This window comes from Bradyrhizobium sp. UFLA05-108, from assembly GCF_059803455.1.
The window spans coordinates 42,419-66,411 of sequence record NZ_JBANAZ010000042.1 but is presented as its reverse complement, the minus strand read 5'-3'; the positions used below and the strand labels follow the sequence as shown (position 1 = coordinate 66,411).

Genomic DNA, 23,993 nt, shown 5'->3' with positions numbered 1-23,993 from the left:
CCATAGTTATGTCGAAATAATTCTGTTAATTTACAGTGTTTTATGGCCGTTTGAGCCTCAGTGAGCCATAAGCGGCCATACTGCATTTTGTGTGCCCCTGTTGTGCCCCCTCAGATTTTTCCCTTGGGGCACAAAAATGAGGGAGGGTCTGAGCTACGATCTCTCGGTCCTTCCTTTTGGGGCACACGTGAAGCTCTGAGGGCCGATTCTGATAGGGCGCGATTTTCCCCTTGCGGGGCACGCCGGGGCACAAAGGCAGGGGAAAGAGTCATGCCAGAGCCGACCAACCAGCTAACACTCACCGATGCGGTGATCCGCAACGCTACGCTGCCGCTCGGCAAGGCGCAGCATTATCTCCACGACGACAAGCTGCCCGGCCTGGCCCTGCGCATGCGCGCCACCGGTGGTCGGACTTGGGTTTACCTCTTCACCAAGCCGGGGGTGAGAGGCACCCAGCGCAAGACCCTTGGTCCGTGGCCAAAATATAATGAGAAGGCAGCGCGCAAGGCCGCCACTATCGCCGCAGGCGAGGTCGTCAAGGGCATGGACCCGAACGACGCGAAACGCGAGGCGAGGCGGCAACAGGCAGCCGAAAATCAGCGCACCAAACTGGCGGACCTCATCGTCGAAGATGGTCCCTACCAGACGTCCTTGACCGGACGTCAGGTCGTCAACTGGAAGCCAGCAATCTCGGCGTTGCGGCGCGGGCTCAAGGAGCACGCCGGGAACGGCGTGGGGGATCTGACGCGGCGGCAAATCATGGCGGCGGTCGACCGGGTCGCCAAAACCGGCAAGCGTGGCGCGGCCAAGGACCTGCGCAAGCACACGCACACGTTCCTCGAATGGTGCGTTGGCGAGGGCTATATCGACCATAATGTGCTGGCTGGCTATCGCGAGCCCAAGGAAACTCGTGCGCAGAGGGTGGGACGCCGAACGAAGGGCCGTGCACTCACCGACGAGGAAATCAACACGGTCTGGCATGCGTCCGGCAAGCTCGGCACTTTTGGGCTCCTGACAAGGATGTGCTTGCTCGGCGGCGCGCGCCGAAGCGAGCCGACAATCATCGAGTGGCAAAAGCACATCATGGACGACCGCGTCACCTTCGATGCGGCTTGGACCAAGATGGGCTTACACCACGATGTGCCGCGCACTCACCTCGTTGACGAGGTGCTCGCAGCAGCGAAACACTTCCAGCGCGCGACGTCCGACTATGTCTTCCCGTCACCGAAGACCGGTGGGCAGATGTCGGGCTTCACCAAGATGGTCAACCGGCTGGTCAATGAGTCGGGTGTCGCCAAGTTCACCATGCATGACTTGAGGCGCAGTCTGCGAACTGTCATGTCGCGCTGTGGTTACGACAACGAGATCCAGCGACTGTGTGTTGGGCAAAAGCCGCGCGGAATCGATCAAGTCTACAATCACGACGAACAGTGGATCATTCGCAAGATGGCGTTTGAAGCAGCTCATGACTACATCGCGGAATTGGTTGGCGCGATCAGGGTCGGCGGGGCCGTGCGCCTACAGCGAACGAATCCGCTCGATCCAATCAAGGCTGAACTACTCGGCCGGCTTCGCGAACACTATGCAGCCGAAGCGGCTTAGTGGTTTAGTCCGGCCAAATAGTCGCGCACCGCATCGACACGATAGAGCGGGCGGCCGTCGACGTAGCGCCATTTCAGCGGGTGATTCGGATCGCGCCGCCACTGCTCCAGCGCTCCGGGTGTGCGCCGGATGACCGCGGCCGCCTCCAATGCCGTCAAATTGGAGCTGCCTGGCAGCGTATCGATATCGAACGTCGCGGGCGGTGGCATGCCACGGTTCTTGCGACGACGCTTAGTGGCAGGCGACATTTTCCCAGTATCCGGCGACCCTAATGCCTCGATCTGGCTATTTTCGTCCTCGCCACCCATGCCTCCGCTCGAATCACAATCGGTCTGAGGCAATAAGACCTTAGACTTCTCAAGCGGAAAAGAAATCGAGAGCGCAGATATGGCTGCTGGGTAGCTGTGGCGTACAAATAGGACGAATCGGTCCGAATGGACTGGACTGGAATGTCGCGGAGCGCTTCTCGCCTTCGATCGATGATCGGAGTCCCGCTGCCATTCCAACGCCGAGTGTCGAGCGAAATCTTGAAATGTTGCGGCAATCCCTTCCCGTTTGGGGCAGTCTGACAACAGCGTTCGAGCAGGTTTCGAACAGGCGCTTTTGGGATTGCAGACGGTCCGGGACGCCGCACGCCCTGGAGTCGCGGCAGCGCGTGGGGGGCACGCTAAGGGATGTATAGGACGGCAAGGAGTGCGAGCGAGGCGATAGCGCAGAGAACCACTATCTTGGCGATCACCGCGCGTCTCTCGATTTGCTCGGCCGCATATCCGAAACCTCGGGCGAGACTGAGTAAGCTGTCCCGTTCGAGTTCTCCTGGTGAGTGCTCAGCCTGTAGCAGGTAACTCTGCTCCAGTCGCCGATAACAGCTTAGTGCCGCAACCAGTTGAAATTAAATGGCATTTTATCTTCGATTGCTGTTGATGCCAACAGGAATACCAACAAACTGACGCGCCGTATTAGCTAGAAAAAAAATAGTTTGCGGGCTCCTTGGCAGCAGGCATGCCCATGCTGTCTCCCTCTGCCTAATCGCCTCAACTGGAATCGAACCCAGGTTGGAAGCACGGCGGGATCGCTCTCGGTTCGTCCGATTTGTACGCGATAGCGCGCGGCAGTTCGCGGAGGCGGCAGAAAGCCTTTTGTTTGGCAGCAGGCGATTTAGACCAACGCATCCTGGGCTATTGGGCTAGCGCAGATGGCGTCGAACAAGTCAGCAGGAATCTCGAGCAGTGCCTTCCTGGCAAAGCCGCGTCGACACCATGATCGCAGCTTGGACATACCCATCTCGCTCAGCGGGGGCTTGATCCGGTTGTGGCAGACATCACCGAAAAGCACGCAGGAACCATGGTCGACAATGATAGCAACAAGAGGCGCCGGCTCGTCGAGTTCAAGGACGGTTGCCGCTATGGCAAATTCGGAAGGACCAAGGCTTATGAGCTGATCGCCCTTGACAGGATCAGGGCTTACAAAATGGGAGGCAAGACCATGATCGACCTCGACAGCGTGGATGAATATCACACTTCGCTGCCGAGGATTGAAACGAGAGCAAGCTAAATCACCGTTCTGCGCAGCGGCGCACCATCGCGGAGGCCGCAGAGCGATCGGACCAATGAGCGCACGCGTTTGGCTCAATAGGCCGAAACAGGGTACTAAGCGAAACTATGACAATGGAAGAGCCGCCGCCGTAGGACTGACGGCTCCGCAGATCGAGCGTTCGGGCCGCGCAAGTCGAAGGCAAGCGTGATAAGTCGATTTGTTCCGTGCCAGCGCCGGGTCGACACTGATTGTCTATTATCCCGCTGCGTTGAACCAGGTCGAACATTCGCGCCGGCAGTTCGAACGCCGTCCTGGCGAGCCTCGAGGACGTAGCGCGCGTGGGGGCTCAATTACTGTCGATCATTGAACGGTTCATTGCATTGCGTTCGCGAAATTGCCGATGGCTGCTCAGTGCCGACAAGGCGAATGACCGGTGCGATGAAATCCTTCGAGAGGACGTGATCTAGCGCGGAATTCAAGCGTCGATGCGGGAGGCGTTGCATTATTCGATATCGATACGGCGTTACTATGCCTGCCTCACGCGCCGACTGTTTGTAGGCCGGCAAAGACAAAGACGTGATCGATCTGACAGGCCGACTTCGGATATCGATCCGGTGGGCGGGAAGCGTTCTTTGCGCGTCAGAACGTCGGGATATATCGCCGCTCGGTAGAGTGCTCAAATGAAGATCGAGTCCATACGTATCAAAAACTTTCGGTCGTTCGCCAACGAAACGGTCTATTTGAATGACTATACTTCCTTGGTGGGTCCCAATGGGTCGGGTAAGTCTACGGTTCTTTGCGCCCTGAACGTCTTTTTCAGAGAGATTGAGAACGCTACGACGGATCTGACCCTGCTCGATATCGAGGACTTTCACCAGAAGAATGTCGATGAACCGATCGAGATCACAGTCACCTTCACTGATCTCAGCCAAGAGGCCCAGAAAGAGTTCGCCGGCTATTTCCGCCAAGGGAAGTTAGTCATTTCAGCGGTCGCATCGTTTGATCGGATGACAGGCAAAGCGGCTGTGAAGCAATTTGGACAGCGTCTCGGTATATCAGCCTTCAAGGAGTTCTTCAAAGCAGAGGGTGATGGAAAGAAGGTCGCGGAGCTCAAAGCGATTTACTCGGGCATCGCGAAAAAATACAAGCTGCCGGCGCCCGGGACAAAAGACGCAATGATAGGGTCATTGCGAAACTACGAAGTCGAACATCCCGATGAGTGCGAGTTGATCCAAAGCGAGGATCAGTTCTACGGTATTTCGAGGGGCGCCAATCGGCTCGCGAACTATGTTCAATGGGTGTATGTCCCGGCCGTCAAAGACGCAACTAGCGAGCAACAAGAAGCCCGGAATACCGCTCTCGGCAAGCTGTTGGCCAGGACGGTAAGAGCAAAGACGAACTTCGAGGAGAGCGTCAAGACGCTGCGCACCAGTATGCAGGCGCAATACGAAGAGCTTCTGGCGCAGAACCAGCATGTGCTGGAAGACCTTTCAGAGTCCTTGAGGACGCGCTTGGGGGAATGGGCGCATCCTGAGGCGATAGTTAAGCTCGAGTGGAGACAGGACCCGGAAAAATCCGTGCGGGTAGATGAGCCTTGGGCCCGGATCATTGCAGGCGAGGGACTTTTTGAAGGTGAGCTGGCGCGGTTTGGACACGGCCTGCAGCGTTCCTATCTTCTCGCGCTTCTTCAGGAATTGGCGTCGACCGATGATGTAAGTTCGCCGCGTCTCATTCTGGGGGTGGAAGAGCCCGAACTGTACCAGCACCCGCCTCAAGCGCGGCACCTTGCATCTGTGTTCGAAAGGCTCGGTACAACGAACTCTCAGATTGTCATCACAACGCACAGTCCGCACTTCGTGTCCGGGGATGGCTTTGAGAACGTTCGGGTGATTCGCAAGAATCTGGTCGAGAAACGCTCGAAGGTTGCGCAGATGTCCTATGCCGATCTCTCCAAGGCAGTCGCCAGCGCGACGGGTGAACCTCCAAAGAAGCCTACAGGGACACTTGCAAAAATCCATCAGTCACTTCAACCCGCGCTCAATGAGATCTTTTTTTGCTCACGCCTGGTGTTGGTCGAGGGACTCGAGGACAATGGATATTTGTCCGCAGGTCTTCATCTGATGGGGCAGTGGGAGGCGTTTAGACGGGCCGGGTGCCATATAGTTCCGGTGAACCGAAAGAGCGAACTGCTTCAACCTTTGGCGATCGCAAAGCACATGGGCATCCCGACCTACGTGATGTTTGATTCCGACGCCGACAAGCCAGACAAAAGTGGAAGTCGAACTAAGCACCAAAAAGACAACAAGGCATTGCTTGCGCTGCTTGGGACGGCCGAGCAGGATCCAATGCCTGCAGCGACCGTCTGGGGTAAAGGCTATGTAATGTGGCATTCAGACATCGGCTCGGTCGTGAAAAGCGAGATTGGAGAAGCCGACTGGTCAAAGTTTTGCGCGGAAGCCGATAAACAATACGGTCACGCCGGCGAATTGAAGAAGTACGTGCTCCACATCGCTGCAGTGCTTGACGCGGCCTGGGAGAGTGGTCTGCGTTCCACCAGCCTTGAAAAAGTGTGCTCCGCCATTCTTGACCCGACCAATTGTGCGTAACTCTTCGGCTTCTAAGGCTATACTGCATGGTGCAGAATGGTCTGCTCCCGATTCGTAGTTGAGTTGGGTCTTGAGTGATTGGGTGAGGCGGAATGGTAATCAAGCGGATTGCCAGCTTTCTTGGCCGACGCAGGTCCAAGGCACTGGCGCCGTCCGCGCCTGCGCCGCGGGCAGACCGTGCGCCCACAGCGCCTCCTTCCCGTCCGGCGGCCAGCAAGCCATTCGTGATCTGGGAGTCGGAGCTGCGCGCCATCGCCGCCGAGGCCGCGGCGTGGACCGTCGAAACCGGCGGCGATCTCTTCGGACGCTGGCCGGATCATCCAACGGTGTTTCTCGCAACGAAGGCGGGGCCGAACGCGCAGCGCGACAATGCGCATTTCCGCCTGGACGTCGACTATCTGAGGCAACTCAGCGAGCCGCTCGCGGCGGACTGGGCGCTTCGCTATTTCGGCGATTGGCATTCCCATCACCAGCTCGGCCTCTCGGAACCGAGTTCGGGCGATCGAAGACGCATTCGTCAGCTCGGGAAACGCAATGCCTTTCTGGGGATGGTAGAGATCATCGTTACGACGGAAGGATCCCGCCAGACGCCGACGGTGCGCATTCACCCGTGGTTCTACGACCTCGCCACGGAGGAAGAGCCGGTCGCGATGAGCGTTACGGTGCACGCCGGCTGCAGCCCGGTCCGCGAGGCGTTGATCGCGCGCGGCTTGTTTCCGGAGCAATCGCTCAAGGAATGGGAAACCGTTGCGCTTGACCGTGTTCGCATTGGCGATGCGGGTGAGCCGCCTGTTCTCGGCGGTGCGCCTGTGGTTGACCCGGCGACGCGCGAGCGAGCCATCACGCATCTCGCCGAAGCTCTGGAGCGGGAGAGCGGCGCCCCCATTGAGCAGCACACGACGGCGTTTGGAAAAATTCTGGTAGCCCAGTTGAAGGAGCCGCATCACCTCGCGTTCGCCATCGATCAAAAATGGCCGATGGGTGTGCTTGAGGTTCATCGCCTCGATCGGGCGACGGGCAGCGCGGAGCAAATTGAAGCACCGGCAGGGCTCGTGGTGCCCGACATTAATGGAATCGTGCAGGTTTATCGTGCGGCAAAGGGCCAAAGAGGTATCGCGTGACGTGGACAATGGCACAGCGGCAGCGCCTGGCGCTTGAACATCAAATCCTCCAGAACGAGGGCTTTACGCAGTTCGGTGTTTTTCACCACCCGGCGGATGATACGTACAGCGCTGGCGGCACGGCGACGACCAGCGTAGGCAGGAACTATCATCTTTTCTGCATGATCCCGCCGAGTTATCCGACGCAGCGGCCGTCACTCTATATTACCGACCCTAACCCCTTGCTGAATTTCAATGGTGTGGCCATTTCTCGGCTGGGCGTCTCGCACGCCATGCACACCCTTGAGCCCCACGCGGTAGGTTGGGTTCAGATTTGCCATTGGCGCCCTGATCGCTGGCATGCAGGCATCGTTCTGCAGAAGGTGTTTCTCAAGGCGATGCTGTGGCTCGAAGCCTACGAACAGCATCTCGCCACCGGGCGCGATCTCGCTGACTTCGTCCGTACCATGCAGGAGGTCGCATGAGCGACCAACGCTCGATGATCCGCGATGCGATGCAGGCCATCGCGCAGCGGAAACCCGGTAAGTCGAAGCTCGTCTACGACAAGACGAAGCGCACGATCGTCGCAGTTTCCGAGGGTGTGCCTACCCCGCAGGCGCTCAATATCACCGCCGACGATGCCGACATGTTCGGCGTCGTCACGCTTTCCTCGGGATGGCTGCGCGACAAGTGGCTCTCGTTGACAAAAGCTGGCTCCCTTCCCGTTGACTTCAGCTCGTGGGACGATGGCGATGCGCTCACGCAGTTGGAATTGTGCATTCAAGGCAGCGGCACCCGTGCGGCAGCGATGCTCGTCCTCGGCCAGCCGCAAGGGCAAACAACCGAGGGAGTGGTGATCTCCATCGTTCCCACGGACAAGCCAGCACATCGCTCCGATGTGTTCGTATCGCCAGACAACATCGCGTACCGGGCTGAGCTCGTTGAGCCTGCTGCGGCGGCCGGCCGTCAACGCGAGGTCGTGTTTGCCGATATTGAGCCTCAACTCGACCTTCGCCGTGCGGGCATACTGGAAACGACTGTTCTCAAAGACCGAACCGTCCTGTGTATCGGGCTTGGAACGGGCGGCGCCCATGTCGCGGTCGAGCTCGCCAAATCCGGCGTTAGTCACTTCATCCTGGTGGATCGAGATCGCCTATCCGTCGGCAATGTGGTGCGGCACCCGGGCGGAATCTCGCAGGTGGGCCGCGCGAAGGTAAATGTCACGCGCGATCTCATTCTTGAAAAGAACCCTGGTGCGCAGGTCGAGGTGCATGTGATCGACGTCGGTTTTGAGAATCGCGACGTGATCGCCGGGCTTGTGCGGGCCTCCGACCTCGTCATTTGCGGGACCGACAACCGGCAAAGCAAGTTGCTCATCAACGAGCTTTGCGTGTCGGCCAACAAGTCCGCCGTCTATGGCGGTGCCTTCCGCCGCGCCTATGGCGGGCAAATCTTGCGCGTTCGCCCGAAGCTGTCCCCGTGCCAGCAATGCTTTGTCTCTTCCTTGCCGGACGAAGCGTCCGATGTTGAGGTATCTTCACAAGATGACGCCGACGCGATCGCCTATTCGGATCGCCCCGTCGCCGTGGAGCCGGGCCTTTCCTTGGATGTGCTCCCCATCGCGACGCAGCTCGCCAAACTGGCCATGCTCGAACTCCTTGCCGACAAATCCTCCACGCTCAATGTGCTCAAGCGCGACTTCGATGCGCCGTGGTATCTCTGGCTCAACCGGCCCGAACCCGGTACGCAGTATGCCGACATGCCTCCCTTGAGCGACAGTAGTGATGAAATGACGATTAACCGCTGGTATGGCATCTACTTTGAACGGGACGAGCAGTGCCCCGTTTGCGGCGATTTCCTTTCCGGCATCGCTGCTGCATACGGCCTCGACGCAACACAGCTTCCTGCGCTTCCGGAAAAGGAGTGACGCGTGGAGCTTTCTGCCGATTTTGCGCGCTATGTCAGCTCATGCGAGCCTGATGACGATGCTGTGAAGACAGCCAAGAAAGCGCATGAGAAAGTCCGTGATGAGCTCAAGACGGACGAAGACACCAAGGACGCTCACGAAGAAACGTTCCTGACGGGATCGTACCGACGACATACCGCCATCCACAACATCGAAGACGTCGATGTTGTGTGCATCCTTGATCTGGATATTCAAGCCGAAGGCTCCGAGCCCGAGGTTGTTCTTACCTGGCTTCAGGGCGTGCTCGACAAATATTACAGCGAAACGCGGCCACAAGGCCGCTCGATTGGCATTAGCGCCAAAGGCGTTTGGCTCGACATCGTGCCCGGCACGCCCGTCTACCAAGACGGTCCGCTCTGGATTCCGGACCGGGACGCCAAAGCATGGGTGCAGTCGCATCCCAAGGGACAGATCAGCGCCGCAAGCGAGAAGAACAAGGATACGGGCGGTTATTACGTTCAGACCGGCAAGCTGATGAAATCCTGGCGCGACCGGCTTCCCACCGAGAAATCGAAGCCGAAATCCTACATTCTCGAAACGCTCGTCCACCAGACGATCGGGCTTCCGACGTCGCACGCGCGGGCTGTCGTGAATGTGCTCGAAGGGATCAATTCGACCTACGGGTTCTATCGTGGCTTGGGCACCGTGCCATTCATTGCCGATCCGGGTTTGGGGACCGTCAACGTTGCGAAGCGCTGGGAAAGCGCCGAGTTTGATGCTTTCCTCGACCAGGTGAAAGCGGCCGCTTCGACCGCGCGCCAAGCGCTCAATGCAACCGATGAAGCCGAAAGCCGCAAGCTATGGCGAAAGCTTTTCGGTTCGACCTTCGGGGCGTAGGAGAAAGGAATGGCCAAAACCCCCTCTGGATCGCCCGACACTCCCGGATCCCTTCTCTCGCCGGATGCGATGGGCGGCTTGAACGCTGGAAAAGGCTTCGATTTTCAAACGCGCTACACGGTGTGCCACCTTCCGATCTGGTTGCAAGATGGCTCGTTTCACCAGATCTTTACGGAAGGCACCGGCGATATCGACATCCGCTATGTTGACGAAGGCAAGTCGCGCCGGAAACACATTCAGACCAAGGACCACGACGTCGCGCCTGCCGAATTCAAGGACGTGATCGAGGCGTTTCGCAGGTATGATGCCGACATGCCGGGCACGTATCAGGAATTTCGGCTGGCATGCCCCAGTCTTTCGCAGCAGATGCGGCCAGTTGAAACAGGACTCGCGCGTTTTCGTAACGCCAAGCCCTTTTATGACGACGATGTTCCCGCGCTCGCGCAGACACAATACGATGTCGACCAGCGTATGCGGGCCATCGGCCTGAGCGACGAACAAATCGCCTTCATCCATGAGAAGGTCTTTATTGACATCGGCTATGGCGATCTGGCGCATGATGAGCGAGCGCTTGATATCTTCATAGCGAGAATGCTCAGCCATCCCGATTTTGCGAGCAAGATTCGAGCGATGGTCCAGCCCGCTTACGCTGCCCTAATGAATAAGGTCGGCGCCAGCAAAGGCGTGGTGCTGGACAAATCCTCGATCGAAGCGCTGTTGCGCTCTGCGGTTCTCGCGGATTTGTCGGCAGAAGCCAGTGTGACGCTTTGGGTTCATAACTGGACCAAGGAAGCCTTCACGCCGCCGGCGGATTACGAGCTGGATTGGACGCCGCTCTTCGACCGGGCAGCGCGCAGGGTGCCTTCGCTGGACGCCTGGACCAACGATCTTGTTCCGCAACTCGATACTTTGCGGAAGCACATCATGACGGCCGGAGCCGTACGCACGATCCGGCTCCGCGGAAAATGCGCCCTTTCAACCGGCCTTGCCCTTGGTGCAACGTTTCCGGCGGTAGGCAGTTGGACGTTCGAAATTCCGCAACCGCCCGCAAAGGAGTTTTGGCGCTCGGACGCGACCCCGACGCCCGGCTACACCTTGCAGACGGAAATCACGGAGGCCGACCCAAACGGCACCGACCTCGTGCTTGGCCTGAACATTCGTGGAGATGGCCGCGTGGATGTCAGGCGGTACATCGAGTCCACCGGCCAGGCACCCCATGCTTACGTCTTCATGGCGCCGCCAAGCCAGGGCGCGCAATCGATCGGCGGCGATGGCGACGCCGTCGCAATGGCGATGGCGGTTCGGGAGGAGTTTGGCAAGCTCTTGAAGGCGCGCCAGCTCCGCATGACGCGACTCTTCTTCTATGGGCCGTTTGCGCTCTCGGTGTTCCTCGGTCAGCAGCTCACATCGATGGGGCGGGTCCAGCTGTTCGAGTATCAAGACCCCAGCTACGTTCCAAGCTGCCTTTTGAAAACCTAACCCCCTTTATATCGCATCCCTCTTCTCATGCCGGCGCCAGATAAACGACCAGAACTGATACGGTTGCAAAAGGCCTTCGAGGAGGAGGCCGGGAAGTTCCCGGACCTCTCGCTATCTATCTTGTATTTCTCCCAAGAAAAAATTCCGACCGATCGCCTCTTCAGAAAGCCCAATCACCAGATCATGCTCTGGCAGTACTACGGCCAGCTCGACGACACCGACGATGCAGCCATGCGTCTGTACAACAATATGCAAACCAGCAACTTCGCCATGGCCGGTTTGAGGGGCTGCCAGTTCTCCTGTTACGGGTTGCTGGAAGGTGAGCCGACGGACCACTTCATTCGCATGGCGCAGCGTGCCGCCAACCTCTTTTCAGAGAAAGAATGCGAGCGGATCAAGACCCAAGCCATCGCCGATTTCACATCGAACCTGCCTCCGTCAACGACGGGCAAGCCGATCTCTTGCAGCAATGCGAACCGTTTGGCGATTTGGCTCAATCATCTCCTGCATCACCTCGGGCGAACGCATCCTCGCTACCTTATGGAAGCCAAGGTTGGCGTTGATCCTTACGCGGCTTCCCTCTCTGCGATCGATGCAATGCTCGCCAAGGCGAAACGCAAAGCACCGGCGCCGCAGGCGATTGATACACGGCGCTTCAGAGTTGCGCTTTCATTTCCTGGCGAGCACCGCCCATTCGTCTGCGCAATCGCCGAGCACTTGAAGAACGAGCTCGGGAATTATTCCGTATTCTATGACAATGACTATGTCGCCGAGCTGGCGCGGCCCAACTTGGATGTGCTGTTGCAGCGCATTTATCACGAGAACTCCGACCTGGTCGTCGTATTCCTGTGTGGCGACTACAACGCAAAGGAATGGTGCGGCCTCGAATGGCGCGCGATCCGGGACGCCATCAAGCAACGCCGCGACGCAACAGTGATGCTTCTGCGTCTCGATCAGGCGGAAGTCCCTGGCTTGTTCAGTATTGATGGTTTCATCGATGTCTCCACATGGACGCCGGCTCAGACCGCCGACGCGATAGTCAAGCGTCTCCAGTCAAATGATGTTTCGGCTCACCACATCGGCTAACCTAGCGACTGATGCACGCGCACGTGAATGTGCAATGTTCCTTATTCGTTCCAGTTTTGCCCTGAGGCCCGCAAACTCGCCCGGATGCGAGGCAGGCGCGGAGGACATCAAAATCAGTTCACGGATGATGTTCCATGAACTGTTTTGGGAACTTTTAAGAGCTATTCAGGCTTGCTCAGGCTTGCCCATTTTTCCGTATTTTTGAGCTTTTTCTTTCATTCAACCCTATCCAAGGGATTTACTGTCTCTAGATATATATGGGCCCGCCTTCCAAAAAAATCGAAGCTTTAGACCTAAGGAGGCTTCGATGAAGGTCGCGGATTGGTTGGCGGTGTTCGGCGGCATGTCGGGCGGCGTCTTGGCTGTGCTTGTGGTGTTGGGCGCGTTTGGATTGGCGGCGTTCGCGATCCACGCGGTCCTCACCGTCGCGAAGGAACGGCGCGATGAAGAAGCGTGAATGGGTTCGGCTTCCCTCAAAATGGATCGAGGATGGCGGGCTCAAGCAACTGCAATGGACGACTTCGGAAGCCAGCGGGTCTAACAACATTGCCGCTCTGATGGTGCTGGCTCCGATCGCTCACCACGCCGATGACGAGGGCATGGCGATCTGCACCTATGATCGCCTCGCTCTCGCCACGGGCCTCAGCCGTGCCAAGGTGTCGGCCGGACTCACGGTGCTTGAAAAACTTCAAGTGATCGATAGGGCCCCGTCAGGTCGAAGCACGTTCCAGCTTCTGAACTACAACGAGGCGGGCGGCTGGTCGAAGCTTCCAGCGCGTGGTCTCTATGGCGCTGGCCGGATCATCGGCTTCGAACACTTTCATTTGCGGACAATGAACGAACTGCACGCGCTAAAGCTCTATTATCTCTTTGCTCGGCGGCGCTCGAATAGCACCAACATGGCTCACATCAGTTACGACAAGATTGAGGCATACACGGGTATCGCCCGACCACGGATCAGGAAAGGCATTAGTTTCCTTGCCTCCGTGGGAATGGTCCACGTCGAGCACGTTCCTAGTCGGGCCAACGAACGCGGGACGGCTAACGCCTACCGATTGCCGTTCATTGATCCCTATGTCCATCTCGGCACAAGGGGCCGCGATACCGATTTTGCGCTCGCGGAGTGATGACATGGCAAGCCGATTTGCTGCAGGTCGCCAACGCGATCACCTGGCCATGTCCGATGACGAGTTCGACCGGCGTCTTGGCGCGAATGAAACCGCGTTTGGAGCCGATTGGCTCTCGACGAGCGACACGAGCCTCGCGAGGCTGTGGCAGCGAAAGGACGGTATGGCCGTCAATCAACTCTGTCTGCTCGGCGATCCATCTCCGGACTGGAGGGTATCGACCCGAACTGGGTTGCTGATCATGTCAAGAAAATCAAAAGCACCGATGCGAATAGCCGACGCGGCTCCCTTTTTGAGCTGATGGGCGTCAATTTGTTCCACCATCCGCCTCAGACGGTGAGGCCGACCACACGCAACCCTCCGGGTTACGATGCCATCGTTACGACACCCGACGGCGCGACTGCCGATATATCCTTGAAGAGTTACGGTGCATCGGCACACGAGCACGAGTTCACAAAACAGGCGAAATCGGCCGAGGAAGCTATTCTGCGTCTATTCAAGGAACGCAGCCACGGCGGTGTGCTGTTCGCGATCGCGAACACCTATCCCTCGACGGCAGACTGGAACCAACTCCGTGACGGGTTACCGGCGCTGAGATCGGGGCAATCCGCTTCGGTGGGGGTATGGGCCGTCAAGCTCGACAATAGCTTACCGCAACAATTTGGACCCTACAGTAAGCAGCAGATATCCTATCAATTGTTCTTTGGCGCTCCATTTCATCAGAACGAAAGCAAGAATCTTTCAGACAAGTTTGACAGCGCGTTTGCCAACGCAACCAAGCATGCGAAGTCATCGCCAAATGGCGTTCGCGTCGTCCTCATGCGCGTCCCGGAGACGATGTCGCTGCCAGCTTGCGATGAATGGGCCAAGGATTATTTGAAGAGCAATCCCGCCAGCCCGATCGATGCGATTTTTCTGTACCAACTGGCGGTAGTTGATCAGTCGAATGGCAGCAGCATCATGGGCCATTCATTGATGGTCTCTGATACGCCCCGGTTCGCTGCATGGCGAAGCGCTGTGACGCCGCCACGAGGATTGGCCAGGCCGAGCCGTGTCCTCATTACGAACGGTCCGACGAACGCTGTTTATAAGGATGGCTACCACTATCAGCGCGGCGAGTTCTTCACCGCCTACCCTCATGATCCGAACCGGCCGACAAACGTGCTTCTCCAAAATCTCGCGTCTGGCATTTTCCAGCATGCCGTGATTGTTTACCCAGATGGCACAGAGCAGCCGCTCGGAGGGTATTTTCCGCCGACCAAGGACATCACCCTCTTCGAATGAGCCCATAACTCCATTGAATCAGTGCCATGCCCGATTTCGAAAATCTCCTGAATGGACTAGAACCTGACTTGGCGCAGCAGTTCTTCGCGACGTTCGCACGGCTCTAATCTGCAATGAAGTACTCCGGCTGCCTTAAGCGCTTGGAAGGCGGCCGCGTCGCCGAGGCAAGCACTGCCCATCTTTCCGAGCGTCTTCCTGCCGACTTTTTCGAGCGAGTACGCGCGAGCGGAAGTGCTCACGTGGTTATCGACGAACCTCCAAAGAACCTATCTGTGTTGGCCGATGGCACATTGGGGTTTGGAACCGGCGTCGGCTCCGCTCTCAAACGCGCTCGAGCTTCTGAATGCCGTTTGGCGGGTTCGAAACAATCTCTTTCACGGCAACAAAATGCAGCCCGCGAACCGCAGCAATTCTTCTGGCCGAGCTCGTGACGGTGCCGGTTGGGCGTGCCTGTTCGGGCAGCTATGGGAGCACGGGATAGAGTTTTTTTATGACTGCTTGACACAACTGAAGGGATGCGAGCGCGCCTTGCGGAAGCAAATGAATATTGCCGTGGGCAACGTGATTGCGCAGCATGGGTATGAAATCGAGCTGGCACGCCATGGCGCCGCTTCCGGACGGCGAGGGCACTTCAAAGTCGGCGCGCCGAAGATACCTCTTCTCGATCGCTGCTTGCAGGAGCCGGCCTAAGCCGGGGCTCTTCGAGGCATTGGGCAGAGCCGCTGGGTCAAGGCGCCGGCGAAGCGCCAATTCCAAGACGGTGTAGCCGCCAAGTTCAGCGAGCGTGGTGAACTCGTATACAAACCACGAATAGACGAAGGCATTCCGCGCGGTGTCGAACTCACGCCGTATCTCGTCCGGCACTGCATCCGATAGCTGGATCGGCTCGACCATCGCATGCAGATCCGCCACCGACATCGGGCGGGTCCCGCTCGCATCCGCCAGATTGCGGAACGATGTCGGGCTCGTGTATCGATGAAATGGATTTGAGCATGCTCGGTCCATCGGCACGTTGCGGCGGCGCCGCCCATTGGAATCGGCCGCCATCCGGCGCAGAATATCCCAATGTCCATTGAAGCGGAAATCGAAGCCCATGTTGCCGCGATCACGGAGGCGTACCGGGAAACCATCACGGGGCCCGACGCGCAGCGCAGATCGAGGGCGGCTCGCGCCTGTGGGGCCAGTTTGAAGACGCCGTTGCCGCGTGGAGGGCAAAGCCGTCCCCGCAACGGGTCCTCGCCATCATCGAACGGGTCAACGAATTGACGGTCGCGGGCCTGTTCATCAAAGACGATTCGATCATGAAGCTTGAATACGAGCCACGGCAGGCGGGGCTTGAAGGGCGTATCGACTTCCGCCTCGGCCTCGATATGGGGAAAGCGGCCCATGCCGAAGTGAAGACGGTCCAGCCGCAGACCGATGACAGCGACGAAAACTGGGAGAAATACGAGGAGCGCCGCGAACACTTTACGCCGGGCACGAACCTCATCGTCCAAAAAAGATGGATGGGCGCGCAGCTTTTTGGGCGGTCTTTCTCAGCCCGGGCTGCCTTCATGCGCTACACGTTGGAGTTCGAGGAAAAGCTTGAAGCGGTTCAGGCCGCGTCGCCCGGATCGGGCTGCCTGATCTTCTGCGGAAACGGTATCGATTGGCATCCATCGCACCTCGAAGACTTCGCCGACTTCTACCGCACGGGCAAGCACCGCCCGGACGATTCCTTCGGGGATATGGAACGTCATCACATGCAGCAGAACAACATCACGCTGCGCCGGAATATCCATTCCTTCGGCTGCCTGACCCGAGGGCATAGTGATCTTCAGCCCAGCCACTGGATAGTCCCTGTTCGAGGGCCGCGCATTCCCTGGTCGTAGCTCTGGCATGGCAAGGCCGTGAGGCTAGCTGTCGAGTCGCCCGAGGTACCGCGCCGCGCCGAGGCGCATCGGGGGCAGCAGCATCCGTTGATTGCAGGGTGACCGCGCGGCATCATTGGACGGCAAGAGCGGTTCAAATCTGGGAGGCGGATCGGCGCCCGCGCGGCAGCCTGCCTCCCGCATACGGGCGAACGCCGTCTCGCGTGTCATGGTCGCGATCTCCGGGGGCCTCAGGTCACACATCATCTCCAGCGGCGTCGCCCAGGCCTGCGCGCGGATCGGTGCGCGCATGCCCATTCGGGCAAGGAAGCCGTCCAATCTGCGCAGGCCGAGCGCCGTTTGCCTCTGAAGCTCGCGCTCGGACATGCGCGATGCGGCGTCATTTACAAAGGTGAACATGTGCACCCCGGCGGTGAACCTGCACATGGCCGAGGTCTGGGAGCCGACACCCGAGAATTATCTCGGGCGCGTCTCCAAGGAGCGCATCCTCGAAGCCGTCCGCGAGGGCGCATCTCCCGAAGCCGCCGAAAACATCGCAGGGTTCAAGAAACAGGCGATGGCCGAAGCCGCAGCAACGCGGCTCAAGGGCAAAGGCTGGTTGCCGCCCGTCTTGCGCATGCCAGCGCCGGTGACCGAAGCCGAGCGTCAACAGGAAGCAGCCTAGCCGTACCTCCGGCGCGGCGACGGGCCAATCGCCCCGTCGCCGTTTCCTATTGCTTGTAATAGAGACGGCGCAGGAAGGTCCGGGCGGTCACCAGCACCACGTGAAGGCGGAAGGTGCTGTGATCCTCGTCGGAAAGCCCGGGATGCGATCCATCGGTGTGGAGCATCCTGAACAGGCCATTGATGTAGCTCTTGCCATCCGTCGTCCATTCGTTCCGTTTGTCGGACAGGAATCCAATGGTCATCAGGAGGTCGCGACGGTTTGCAGCAGAGAGATTTGCTGTCTTGGCGTCACCCTCGATCGCGCGGGCGATTTCATCGAACAGGCCTTCAAGGAACGTGCGAAACTGTGCATTTGCTGCCGCCCAATCGCCCCGCGCATGGGCCTCGATCCCCTGATCAAGATGGCCAAACGACTGCCTGAAACCGAAATGCTTCAACAGCTGATGCACCTCGTCGTCCACCGCCGGCAGACCAAGCCCGCTTGGGAGCGCGGCGCGCAGCTGAGGACGCTCGTCCTCATCAAACCAAATGACATAGCCATCGCGGGCCAACCCCCGGGCGAAGGCTGTTTCAAACTCTTTCACCGGCTCCAGCGACATGCGTTTGACAGCCTCGCGGATGACGGCTTCTGCGAGGGACATGCTGCCTTCAGGCGTATCGATCTTAGCCTGATGATGCTGAACGACGTGCCGTCCAAGGAGATTTGCCTTCTTGGCGACCGCCAACCCCATGTCGAAGGGAATTTCATTTTCGAGGCCAAGACGGAGAGCAAGGTCGTTGAAAACTGCTTGCCCCGCCTTGCCAAGCATCTCGACGGCGGCGACGATCGTCGGGCGCGTGAACGGCACAGGGCTCATGTGGCTCACAGCTTCCGAAGCTGATCGGCCAGCGCGTTCAGCGAGGTCATCGCGGTCGTCAAATCCGGCTTGTCGCCATAGACCATGTCGCGCTGGAAGTTGGCGTAACCCTCGACGAACACCTTATCTTTCGGGATGCCTTCGATGGCGCGAAGTGTCTCGGCCAGCGGGTCTTTTTGATCGGCCGGAAAACTCTTGCCGCGCGTCGCGGCGTCGTCCTTCATCACCTCGCGTGCCAGCGCTGCGACTTCCTTGGCCTCGTAGGCCTCGCGCGTCATGTGCAAATCATAGATATGCCGTACCAAGGTCGGATCACGATCCTTGCGCAATCCAGCAAGCTCGGAGCCTGCACGCCAGGTGAGGCCCGTAAGCTTTTCGGCAGCCGTCTCCAGGACGGATGAGCACGGCATCGAGGCGACCTCGGGGTCAAACCCCTTCGCCTCGGCATAGAAAGACGCAATCTGCTTGTCGACCGCAGGCCGCCGCAGCGGCCAGAGCGAAAGCTCGATCTGAACGCCGCCGGGGCGAAGCCCACCGCCTTGCGCGAGCGCTTCATAGGGAAGCATGTATTTCGTGTGTTCGCCGCCATACATTACGCGGCGGTGCTCTTCGTTATCGGGATCGAACACGAAGCCCGCGCTGAGCAGCGCCTCGGTGACGCTCTTACGAAGCTTGCGAAGCGTGTTCGACGAGGGCTTGGTGTCGCTGACGATCTTGAGGTCGATGTCTTCCGACATGCGCTTGGTCAGTTTGTAGGCGCGGCTCAACGCCGTACCGCCGCCAAACACAAGGCGGAGATCGCCTGTGTCGAGCGCAGCAATCGCCGCCAATGCCCGCGCCACGTGCCAGTCTTTCTCGACAAGACCGGCGCTTGGCAAGCCAAAGTGTTCCTGCACATCGACAAGTTCGTCGAGCGTTGGTTTACCGTTCAAGGACCAACTCCGCGTTGCGATAGCTCAAATGCCGGGAGAAACGGCCTTTGACGCGCACCACCGGATTGACAGGGACTTGCGTGGAGCGACCCTCGTTATAGGCACGTTGCGCCTCCGTTGGCTCCCACTCGACGCCGAGCTTGTCGAGCGCCTGCTGCGCGACGCCCAAAAATCCTTCCGGGCTGCTTAGCACCGGCTGACCACTCAAGCTCGATTGCCGCGCGCGGCCATAGATGCCATAGCCGAGCCGCACCAAACGGCCCTCATCCACCAGCGTACGCAAGGCGCGCAAGACCTGATCCTCGCCGCCAAGCTTCTTGAACTCGCGCGTGAGAAATACATCTTCGCCCTCTTTGCGGGCGATCCGTTGTTCGATCTTCTGGCGTAGCGTCGGCTTACGGGACATAGTGGGCCTCCTTACAAAAACCCGACACTCAATATAAGCAAAAACCCGACGAATATCAAAGAAAAAGACAATAATATCAATATATTATGTAATTACAATGAGATAGCCGGGTCGTTCGCCCATTAGCCAAGCCCATGCCCGCAAGATCAGACACTCCTCGCGCCGAAACTGCGGATCGTGGGCAAGACCTCCTTTGTATTGCATCTTGGAATGCCTCGGCGTTGCGCTGCTTCTCGTCGTTCAGCCGCCGTTGCTCGGGCGTCTCGCGGGAACGGATTTCTTTCAACGCAGAGTCACGTCGCAAAAGCCAACCGAACTGATCACGCGCCGCATCGATGGTGTCTGTCACCGACTTCCATGCTCGCGCCCATCCATTGCCATCGAACATTCGCGCTCCTTTCGCTTCGATTGTCTCCCACTCTATCGGCATGCGCGGCGGAAGCCGTCGGAATGTCTTGGAACGTCCCACGGCCACGATTGGCAATCGTGCGCGGTCCACGCAATGTCACCACGAGCCAGGAAGGTATACGTGCGGGCTTCATCATAACATCCCCGTTCAGGCATGACTTCCACAAGGGCGGCTTCTCGCGTGGGATCACACCGGCGCGCGCGTCCCTTTCAAGCGCCTGCGCTTCCGCGGCAGGCTGCGCCCGCCTTGTGCAGCTTGCCGCCAAGGCGGTGCGCTTCGCGCAGCGATGAAAAGGCCGCTTGTTCGCCCCGGTGAACGATACCCACGAAGCCTCTGATGTAGCCGTGGAAGTTGAGCGCCAAGTCACCTTCACGAACGAAAAGTGGACGTATCTGGTGCGGTTTCTGGTGCGGTGGTCGCGCTGGGGGCAACGAAGAGCGAGTAAGATAATATATATTGATGTTCTTGGTGGGCCCGGCAGGACTCGAACCTGCAACCAGACCGTTATGAGCGGCCGGCTCTAACCATTGAGCTACAGGCCCCGCCTCAAGTCGGCTGCCGCGAGGCTGGTGCGGGGATCGCTTACGGCGAGGCTGGCATTCTGGCAATGCCACAGGTTAGACCCAGCTAGCGACCCTGCTTGTCATACCGCCAAGCGAAGGCTCCCTTGCAATAAAAGCTTCTTTGCATGCAGCTCCATGGAAATTCAGGAGTCAGCGATACAAGGAATTTCAGCCTCGACGATTTGACGAGGGCGCGCCGAAAAAGAACAAATAATCTCGCCCCGAAACTGATATCCGGTCGCTTTCTGGTCCGCGTCGGCGTGCGCTAGCGCAACCGACCGCCCTCGTGTGCTCGCATTGACGGTTTTGGGTAGCACAAGCAACTTTTATCGCCATAAATTTGATAGGCCAGACCCATGCGACGCGACCAGGGACAGAGAAATGGCGAAGAACAAATCGAAGAGAGGCCCTCCGCGTCCAAGGATTCAGACAGAAGCAAAATACCCTTCGCCCAGCGCTTGACCTGTACGATAGACGACGCTTGCGAAGCAACTGGCTTGGGTCGCACCAAAATTTACGAATTGATTGGGGCAGGACAACTCCATACCAGGAGTGTCGGACGTCGCCGATTGGTGCTCGTGAGGTCCCTCTACGAACTGCTCGAGAGAGAGCCTTGGAATCCGCGTTGAAGACGATGGCTAGCAAACCGCTCCTTTCGGATGGGTTCGGCTTGCTTAACTGACGATTGGCGATTGAATTTCCGAGCTGGCTGAGCATCCTTCGGCTCCTGCGCGAAACCCCCGTTCCCCATACCGGCGTCCTCGAAAACCCGATTCTGGTTCGTCCATTCGCCGCCTTTTCCCCGCAACAGCCAATGAGGCAACCCCACGACTTCCTGAGAGTACATACGACTGGTGGGGCGGATGGTGGGGCGGTGACGAAACAATTGGAAATTTTCGCAGAAAAAAGTAAGGCGCGACTGGCATCACCACAGTCGCGCCCTACGTCACCGGTTTATGGGGCAGGGGGGAATAACCGGCTGCCATGATGACTCCGGCGCGCGAGAGTCGTTCCAGGCGTTGCAAATTATTTTTGATCCGGTTTTTTTGGGGCGGTCTTTCTTCGCACACGGTTAAGTGATCGTGACTGCCGAGAACCCCGGACAATCCGGCAGCGTTGTTCCAGCGATCGCCATGGGGCGAGGGACGAACAACCATGTCACAGATCAGCAAAGCGTTTTTCGGGGCAGTCGCCATCTCGTTGACGCTCGGTGCCGTGCAGCTGGCGTCGGGTCACGATCTCGCCGATCGCTGGCAGGCCGTCGCCGACAAGCCGAGCCACGTTGTCAATCGCGCCGCCAAGGCGGATCGCATCGCCGATCTGAGGCCCGCAGCCGTGCCGACCCGCACCGTGTCGATGCGCCTCAACGATCTCGCCGATACGTCAGTGTTGCTGCGTGTTCCCGCGAGGATCGAGACCGGCAATGCGAGGCCGCCCGTCTTGCTGCAAAAGCAGGGGCGCAAGCCTACGGTCGCCTGCGAGCCCGTCGTCAGCTCGTTGACCGAAATCGCAAAGCTGCTCCAGCCCGGCCGCTGCGTGACCTGATCAGTTTGAATTCTGCTCGATAACTATTCGGCCGGCTCGGGCGAGGCGTTCTCTTCGGCTGTCCCGGCCCGGCTTGCCATGATTCCCAGCGCCACGCCGCCGATCGCGAGGATGGGAAGCAGCCGCTTGACGCCGATGGCGCGGACGATCTGCAAGCCCGTCGCAATCAGCATCGGATCGGACAGCATGCTTTGGGCTGCGGATCGCGCGGCCTTTTCCGCCGCCTGTCGTGCGCGCTTCTCGGCCTCTCTCTTGTAGGCGATGTAACTGCCGGCGGCGGCCAGCGTGAGCAGGAAGAACACCCCGGCGCCGGCAAGGCACGCCTGCACCGGGCCATAGTTTTGCAGCACCAGGATGAAGACCGCGGCGCAGAGAAATGCCGTGGTGATGAAGAGCGCAAGCGCCGCGGCTACGGCCAGCGACGTCAGCCGCACGGTGGTCCCGGTGGACGCGCTGATGCCGTCGATAATCCGTTGAAACATCGCCCTCGCTCCTCAATCCCTCCTGCCAGCGTCCAAAGCGCGATGACGAGTCATGCTGATCTCATCGCGCGTTAGCGGCGCCAGGCAATGCCGATCAGGAAGCCGATACCGAGCGCCAGTCCCACGGTCGCGAGCGGGCGCTGGGTGATGGCATCCTCGAGCGTTTCCTCCAGCGAGGTCGCTGCGTCCTGTGCGGCATCCATCATCGCGCTGCCGCGCTCGGAGGCGTCATCCATCGCTGAATCCATCTGTTGGCGCGCCTGCTTGTAGCCTCGCCGGGCCTGCTTGCCCGCGGAGTTGGCAAAGGAATTGAGCGCGTCAGTGATCTGTTCGGTGAGGGCGGCGATATCGTTTTTCACGGCTAGGACATCCTTTTCGAGGCGTTCGCGGGCGGCCTTGTCGGTCCAGTCTTTCATTCCTGTTTCGGTATTTGTCATTGACATCGAAAGCTCCGGATCGTTGGCGGTGAGCTAGCCGGAAAAACGTTCCGCCGTGACGGAAGTTCCCGTTGCGGAAACTGCCTAGTCACCTGGCAGTTGCGGCGCATCCGCCGGCGCAAGATGCTCCTTCAGGATCAGCGCAACGATCAAAAGCGGCGATGACAGGAATGCCCCCATCGGGCCCCACAGCCAGGTCCAGAAGGCGAGCGCGAGGAATACCGCCAGTGCATTCAGTGCCAGCCGCCGGCCGATGATGGTGGGCGTGACAAAATGTCCCTCCAGGAAGGTGAGGCCGCCAAAGGCGAGCGCTGCCATCAATCCGCTGCCAAGGGTCGGAAAGGCGATCAAGCCGACCACGACCAGTACGACGAACATCGCGATCGGTCCGATGATCGGTATGAAGTTCAGCGCTGCCGCCAGCGCGCCGAGCCCGGCCGGATTGGGCATGCCGGTCAGCGCACAGACGATGCCGGCGGCGATGCCGACGCCGATATTGATGACCGACACCGTCAAGAGATAGCTGCCGAGATGGACCTCTATCTCGTTGAGGATCCGCAGCGTGCGCAGCCGGGCGTCGCGATCGCTGAAGGTCATGATCAGTGCGCGCCTCAAGTCGCGCCAGCTCGCGATGAACAGGATCAGGGTTGCGAAGAAGAGCAGGAATTCGGTGAAGGTCGGCGACAGGAATTCCAGGGTCGGCTGCACCCACTCGAACTTCGGCATCTGGAAGTTCGGCAGGCCTTCCGAACCGCCGACCATGGCTTGCAGCTCCTGCCACATTGCCAGCGGCCGGTCGAACAAATGCAGCTTGTCCTTGAGCTGCGCGCCGAGCTCCGGCAGGCGGGTGCTCCATTCCATGACCGGCGAAGCGATCAGGGCGACGACGAAGGTGACCATCGCGGTGACCGTGACCACGATCAGCACCGCGGCCAGCGCGCGTGGTACCCGTTGCCGCTCGAGAAATGTCGCCGCCGGCGACAGCATGGTGCCGGTGACGAAGGCCATCACCACGGGAAGGAAAAACGGCTTGCCGACATAGAGCACGGCCACGACCGCGATCAGAAGCATACCCGCAAGCGAGAAGGCGACGAACTCGGTACGCCGGATCACCGGCGGCAGGTCGCTCTTGCTGTCGGGAAGCGGCGTGCCTTCGCTGTCCTTGGAAAGCAGACGCTCACTGGGAAGGACGTGCACAGCCA

At 59.1% G+C, this 23,993-nt stretch carries 26 protein-coding genes and 1 tRNA gene; 16 read left to right on the top strand and 11 right to left on the bottom strand.

The features are described from left to right. The first annotated feature begins 270 nt into the window (after nucleotides 1–270). Nucleotides 271–1,602, top strand: a complete 1,332-nt coding sequence (locus SO140_RS27740; RefSeq protein WP_498543464.1) for a tyrosine-type recombinase/integrase — start codon at nucleotides 271–273, stop codon at nucleotides 1,600–1,602. Here the strand turns inward: SO140_RS27740 and SO140_RS27735 are convergent. After that, complete coding sequence (locus SO140_RS27735; RefSeq protein ID WP_498543459.1) at nucleotides 1,599–1,910, bottom strand: hypothetical protein; 312 nt, start codon at nucleotides 1,908–1,910, stop codon at nucleotides 1,599–1,601. The genes SO140_RS27740 and SO140_RS27735 overlap by 4 nt on opposite strands. A 1,003-nt stretch (nucleotides 1,911–2,913) precedes the next feature. Here SO140_RS27735 and SO140_RS27730 point away from each other — a divergent pair. From SO140_RS27730 to SO140_RS27680, 11 genes are all read left to right on the top strand, one after another. Next, the gene (locus tag SO140_RS27730; RefSeq protein WP_254100189.1) at nucleotides 2,914–3,156 is read left to right on the top strand and encodes a MerR family transcriptional regulator; all 243 of its coding nucleotides are present in this window, start codon (nucleotides 2,914–2,916) and stop codon (nucleotides 3,154–3,156) included. Nucleotides 3,157–3,818: 662 nt separating this feature from the next. Then, on the top strand, nucleotides 3,819–5,744 hold the full coding sequence (locus SO140_RS27725) for an ATP-dependent nuclease (RefSeq protein WP_498543458.1): 1,926 nt from the start codon (nucleotides 3,819–3,821) through the stop codon (nucleotides 5,742–5,744). Nucleotides 5,745–6,070: 326 nt separating this feature from the next. Continuing rightward, complete coding sequence (locus SO140_RS27720) at nucleotides 6,071–6,865, top strand: hypothetical protein (protein WP_498543457.1); 795 nt, start codon at nucleotides 6,071–6,073, stop codon at nucleotides 6,863–6,865. Then, a complete protein-coding gene (locus SO140_RS27715) occupies nucleotides 6,862–7,329 on the top strand; it encodes a hypothetical protein (protein ID WP_498543456.1) in 468 nt (155 codons plus the stop codon). The genes SO140_RS27720 and SO140_RS27715 overlap by 4 nt, the downstream gene beginning before the upstream one ends. Then, nucleotides 7,326–8,771 carry a HesA/MoeB/ThiF family protein gene (locus tag SO140_RS27710; RefSeq protein WP_498543455.1) on the top strand — a complete coding sequence of 482 codons (1,446 nt, stop codon included), beginning with the start codon at nucleotides 7,326–7,328 and terminating at the stop codon, nucleotides 8,769–8,771. The genes SO140_RS27715 and SO140_RS27710 overlap by 4 nt, the downstream gene beginning before the upstream one ends. Before the next feature lie 3 nt (nucleotides 8,772–8,774). Further along, a complete protein-coding gene (locus SO140_RS27705; RefSeq protein ID WP_498543454.1) occupies nucleotides 8,775–9,647 on the top strand; it encodes an SMODS domain-containing nucleotidyltransferase in 873 nt (290 codons plus the stop codon). Between the two features lie 9 nt (nucleotides 9,648–9,656). Continuing rightward, complete coding sequence (locus tag SO140_RS27700; protein WP_498543453.1) at nucleotides 9,657–11,126, top strand: dsDNA nuclease domain-containing protein; 1,470 nt, start codon at nucleotides 9,657–9,659, stop codon at nucleotides 11,124–11,126. A gap of 63 nt (nucleotides 11,127–11,189) precedes the next feature. Continuing rightward, on the top strand, nucleotides 11,190–12,212 hold the full coding sequence (locus tag SO140_RS27695) for a TIR domain-containing protein (RefSeq protein WP_498543452.1): 1,023 nt from the start codon (nucleotides 11,190–11,192) through the stop codon (nucleotides 12,210–12,212). Between the two features lie 307 nt (nucleotides 12,213–12,519). Next, the gene (locus SO140_RS27690; protein WP_498543451.1) at nucleotides 12,520–12,669 is read left to right on the top strand and encodes a hypothetical protein; all 150 of its coding nucleotides are present in this window, start codon (nucleotides 12,520–12,522) and stop codon (nucleotides 12,667–12,669) included. Then, nucleotides 12,656–13,339: a hypothetical protein gene (locus tag SO140_RS27685; protein WP_498543450.1), complete on the top strand. Its 684-nt coding sequence runs from the start codon at nucleotides 12,656–12,658 to the stop codon at nucleotides 13,337–13,339. The genes SO140_RS27690 and SO140_RS27685 overlap by 14 nt, the downstream gene beginning before the upstream one ends. 108 nt (nucleotides 13,340–13,447) lie before the next feature. Then, a complete protein-coding gene (locus SO140_RS27680) occupies nucleotides 13,448–14,623 on the top strand; it encodes a hypothetical protein (RefSeq protein WP_498543449.1) in 1,176 nt (391 codons plus the stop codon). Nucleotides 14,624–15,085: 462 nt separating this feature from the next. On the opposite strand, the gene SO140_RS27675 is transcribed toward SO140_RS27680, so the two are convergent. Further along, on the bottom strand, nucleotides 15,086–15,718 hold the full coding sequence (locus SO140_RS27675; protein ID WP_498543448.1) for a hypothetical protein: 633 nt from the start codon (nucleotides 15,716–15,718) through the stop codon (nucleotides 15,086–15,088). A gap of 167 nt (nucleotides 15,719–15,885) precedes the next feature. On the opposite strand from SO140_RS27675, the gene SO140_RS27670 reads away from it, so the two are divergent. Then, the gene (locus SO140_RS27670) at nucleotides 15,886–16,494 is read left to right on the top strand and encodes a tudor domain-containing protein (protein WP_498543447.1); all 609 of its coding nucleotides are present in this window, start codon (nucleotides 15,886–15,888) and stop codon (nucleotides 16,492–16,494) included. Nucleotides 16,495–16,518: 24 nt separating this feature from the next. Here the strand turns inward: SO140_RS27670 and SO140_RS27665 are convergent, their stop codons facing one another. After that, nucleotides 16,519–16,893: a hypothetical protein gene (locus SO140_RS27665; protein ID WP_498543446.1), complete on the bottom strand. Its 375-nt coding sequence runs from the start codon at nucleotides 16,891–16,893 to the stop codon at nucleotides 16,519–16,521. Nucleotides 16,894–16,918: 25 nt separating this feature from the next. Between SO140_RS27665 and SO140_RS27660 the strand changes: the two genes are divergently transcribed. Continuing rightward, on the top strand, nucleotides 16,919–17,158 hold the full coding sequence (locus tag SO140_RS27660; protein ID WP_498543445.1) for a hypothetical protein: 240 nt from the start codon (nucleotides 16,919–16,921) through the stop codon (nucleotides 17,156–17,158). A gap of 46 nt (nucleotides 17,159–17,204) precedes the next feature. Here the strand turns inward: SO140_RS27660 and SO140_RS27655 are convergent, their stop codons facing one another. From SO140_RS27655 to SO140_RS27635, 5 genes are all read right to left on the bottom strand, one after another. Next, nucleotides 17,205–18,017, bottom strand: coding sequence for a hypothetical protein (locus SO140_RS27655; RefSeq protein ID WP_498543444.1), 813 nt, complete (start codon nucleotides 18,015–18,017; stop codon nucleotides 17,205–17,207). A gap of 5 nt (nucleotides 18,018–18,022) precedes the next feature. Next, nucleotides 18,023–18,949 (bottom strand): nucleotidyl transferase AbiEii/AbiGii toxin family protein, encoded by a 927-nt coding sequence (locus SO140_RS27650; protein WP_498543443.1) that lies wholly within the window; start codon nucleotides 18,947–18,949, stop codon nucleotides 18,023–18,025. Continuing rightward, the gene (locus SO140_RS27645; RefSeq protein WP_498543442.1) at nucleotides 18,939–19,355 is read right to left on the bottom strand and encodes a DUF6088 family protein; all 417 of its coding nucleotides are present in this window, start codon (nucleotides 19,353–19,355) and stop codon (nucleotides 18,939–18,941) included. The genes SO140_RS27650 and SO140_RS27645 overlap by 11 nt, the downstream gene beginning before the upstream one ends. Before the next feature lie 618 nt (nucleotides 19,356–19,973). Beyond that, complete coding sequence (locus SO140_RS27640; protein WP_498543441.1) at nucleotides 19,974–20,126, bottom strand: hypothetical protein; 153 nt, start codon at nucleotides 20,124–20,126, stop codon at nucleotides 19,974–19,976. A gap of 104 nt (nucleotides 20,127–20,230) precedes the next feature. After that, nucleotides 20,231–20,306: transfer RNA gene (locus SO140_RS27635), tRNA-Ile, on the bottom strand. A 377-nt stretch (nucleotides 20,307–20,683) separates the two neighbouring features. On the opposite strand from SO140_RS27635, the gene SO140_RS27630 reads away from it, so the two are divergent. Both SO140_RS27630 and SO140_RS27625 read left to right on the top strand, forming a co-directional pair. Continuing rightward, nucleotides 20,684–20,956, top strand: coding sequence for a helix-turn-helix domain-containing protein (locus tag SO140_RS27630; protein ID WP_498543440.1), 273 nt, complete (start codon nucleotides 20,684–20,686; stop codon nucleotides 20,954–20,956). 526 nt (nucleotides 20,957–21,482) lie between these two features. Then, entirely contained in the window at nucleotides 21,483–21,872 is a 390-nt protein-coding gene (locus SO140_RS27625) for a hypothetical protein (protein WP_474799106.1), read from the top strand. Nucleotides 21,873–21,895: 23 nt separating this feature from the next. Here the strand turns inward: SO140_RS27625 and SO140_RS27620 are convergent, their stop codons facing one another. The 3 genes from SO140_RS27620 to SO140_RS27610 form a co-directional block, all read right to left on the bottom strand. Beyond that, on the bottom strand, nucleotides 21,896–22,354 hold the full coding sequence (locus tag SO140_RS27620; protein ID WP_474799104.1) for a hypothetical protein: 459 nt from the start codon (nucleotides 22,352–22,354) through the stop codon (nucleotides 21,896–21,898). A gap of 71 nt (nucleotides 22,355–22,425) precedes the next feature. Beyond that, the gene (locus SO140_RS27615; protein WP_449377008.1) at nucleotides 22,426–22,797 is read right to left on the bottom strand and encodes an ElaB/YgaM/YqjD family protein; all 372 of its coding nucleotides are present in this window, start codon (nucleotides 22,795–22,797) and stop codon (nucleotides 22,426–22,428) included. Nucleotides 22,798–22,875: 78 nt separating this feature from the next. Beyond that, nucleotides 22,876–23,988, bottom strand: a complete 1,113-nt coding sequence (locus tag SO140_RS27610) for an AI-2E family transporter (protein ID WP_449377007.1) — start codon at nucleotides 23,986–23,988, stop codon at nucleotides 22,876–22,878. Nucleotides 23,989–23,993: the final 5 nt, after the last annotated feature.